The organism is Ramlibacter sp. P4_H7 (genome assembly GCF_056400765.1).
On sequence record NZ_JBFUKP010000040.1, the window covers coordinates 1 to 2,566 of the forward strand.

The 2,566-nt window shown below is 66.2% G+C and carries 1 protein-coding gene; it reads right to left on the reverse strand.

Annotation, left to right across the window (positions count from 1 at the left end):
- Nucleotides 1-72: 72 nt before the first annotated feature.
- On the reverse strand, nt 73-2,566 hold a 2,494-nt coding region (locus AC1DSA_RS26040; protein WP_477894171.1), incomplete at its 5' end, for a T1SS-143 repeat domain-containing protein.

Consider the following 2,566-nt stretch of genomic DNA (forward strand, 5'->3'; position numbering starts at 1 on the left):
CACCGGCCCCGCTGCGTTGTGACGCAGGCGGGGCCGGTGTGCGGTCCCTGAAGGGATGCTGGAGCGCTGCGATCAGACGAAGTCGGTCGCGGCGATTTCCGCTGCGGCGTTGATGCCCGCCAGCACGATCAGCGTGTCGTTCGTATCGACCGAGCCGCTGTCGTTTTCGTCGACCACCGCCCAGGCGTTGCCCGAACCGGCCGCGTCGTAGGCGACGTAGACGTCGTTGGTGCCTGCCCCAGGGGCCAGCACCCCGTCGGCAGCAGCGATGAACGCAGCGAGGTCGGCCAGGCCTGCGCCGGCGGCGATGGTGGCGTTGCCGGCCGCCTTGGACGTGGCGATGTGGTCCACGCCCGTGACGATGTCCAGGATCGTGTCGGCCGTGGCCAGCGTGAGGCCCGAGTCGCCCGAGGCGAACTGGAACACGTCGGCTCCCGCGCCGCCGAACATGAAGTCGGCACCTGCGCCTCCGCTCATGGTGTCGGCCGCCGCCGTGCCGTTCAGGTAGTCGCTGCCCGCCCCGCCGGTGAGCACGTCGCTGTCGCCTTCCAGGTGGACGCTGAAGCCAAAGCCGGCGGAGTCATCTCCATCCTCGTCCACCATCTTGCCGGTGAAGGCCAGGTCCGTGTCGCCGGGCAGGTTCGACGTCACCTCGATGCGAATGATCTTGATGACGTCGGCGTCGGAGGTGTCCGCCAGGTTCGTGCCCGTCGCGGTCAGGTTCACCGTCGAGCCGTCCGACAGGCTGAAGCCCGTGCCCGTGATGTCCTCGGTGCTGGTCAGGATCTGCATGCCGTAGATGCGGTAGCCGTCCTGGTAGTCGTTCTCGTCGATCGACACGAGTACGTCGGTGCTGCCCGCAATGGCCTGGTAGTCGGACGACGAATTGGCCAGCAGCAGCCGGGTGGTGAAGTCGTTGGTGTCCGCGTTGTACAGCTTCAGCAGGATCGCGATGTCCTCCTTGCCCACGTTGATCTGGTTCAGCGTGATGTCCACCGTGTCGACGAAGGCCTTTTCAGTGCTCGCGACGATCACGGCGGTCGGCGTTGATACCGGAGGAGGACCAGAGGGCGACGCCGGACTCACGGGATTCGACGTATAGAAGTCGTAGTTCAGAAGTTCGCCGTTCTGCACCGTGTCGGAATTGACCCCCACCGTGTCGGTGGAGACGTTGACGTAGGCTGTCGTCACGCTCTTGAAGGTGTCCCCAGCAGCAAAGCTGTGGTCGCTGTCGTCCGTCAGCAGGTCCGCGGTGTCGCTCAGCGGCTCGGAGGACTGCCCGGTCAGCACCCCGAAGAAGTCGCTGGTGTACGCCTTGACCGTGATCTCCGGCGAGTTGTTGCCTGTCGTGTCGTAGTTCAGGCTGGTGCCGCCGCTGGTGGAGAAGGTCGTGCCGCCCAGGATGGGGCCGTCCAGGTCCACCACGTAGGTGCCGTTGGCATTGAAGGTGACGGTGCCCGTGGCGGTGAGGGTGTCCGTGGACGGCGCCACCTTGGTGAAGTAGTCGAAGCTGAAGGAAGTGACGGTGGGCGAGTCCTGGTTCATGACCACGTTGAAGATGGCGCGCCCGCTGGGAGCGGTTCCCGACAGCGTCAGCAGCACCATGTCGCCCGGCTCGTCCGCGCCCATGCCGGCGCTGTACATCCCCGTCATCGGATTGCCGGTGTTGAAGGCCACCGCGTTGGTGATGGAGTTGAACACCGGGATGTCGTCCTGCACCGTGACGGCGAAGTCGCCCGCCAGCAGCGGAGCGACCGTGTCACCGTCGAAGTCCGTCACCTGCACGATCGCGGAGAAGTCGATCGAAGCGACCGAGGTGGTGCCCGCGAGGTTGGTGCGCAGCGCCGTGTTCTCACCGCCGCCCGCGACGTGATCGAGCTGGTCGTCCAGGTCGAACGCCCAACTGCCATCCGGGTTGACCTTCAGCGTGAACACCGTGCGCCCTCCGGCCGTGGCCGTCAGCGTGTCCAGCAGGGTGTCGGCATCGTTGCTGTCCGTGACCGCGTAGGTGACCGCTTCGCCCTTGGAGAACAACGTGGGCAGGCTGGTGGTCACGCTGCTCAGGGTGAAGGTGCCGGGCTGGTCCGCGCCCACGTCCACCAGCGCGGTCAGCGAGCCGACCGCGCCACTGGCCTGGTCGTCAGCGAGAGTGTCGCCCGCGCCGGGATTGCCCAGCGACTGGTCGTTGCCGTTCAGGCCACCGGCTTCCGGAGTGACGGCCGAAGACATGCCGTCCTCTTCCACCGTGGCCGTCACCGGCGTGGGGTTGGAGGCGCGCACTGGAAGGTCGTCGTCGAACGACAGATGGAACGTGCCAGTGGCGGATCCGCCCAGGCCGGTCGCGGTGAACGTCACATCCACCAACACGTTGTTCTCGGTGTTGCCCGCCGGATGATCGATCTGGCCGGTGGAACTGAAGAAGTAGTCGAATATGCCGCCGCTTTCCTGCAAGGCGATCGAGAAGACCACCGTCGCCGCTGCCGTGGTCGCGCTGGTGACATCCGTCGCGGCATACAGCGTGGTGCTCGCAGCATCCCAGAAGTAGGACAGCGCCACGCCCCCGCTC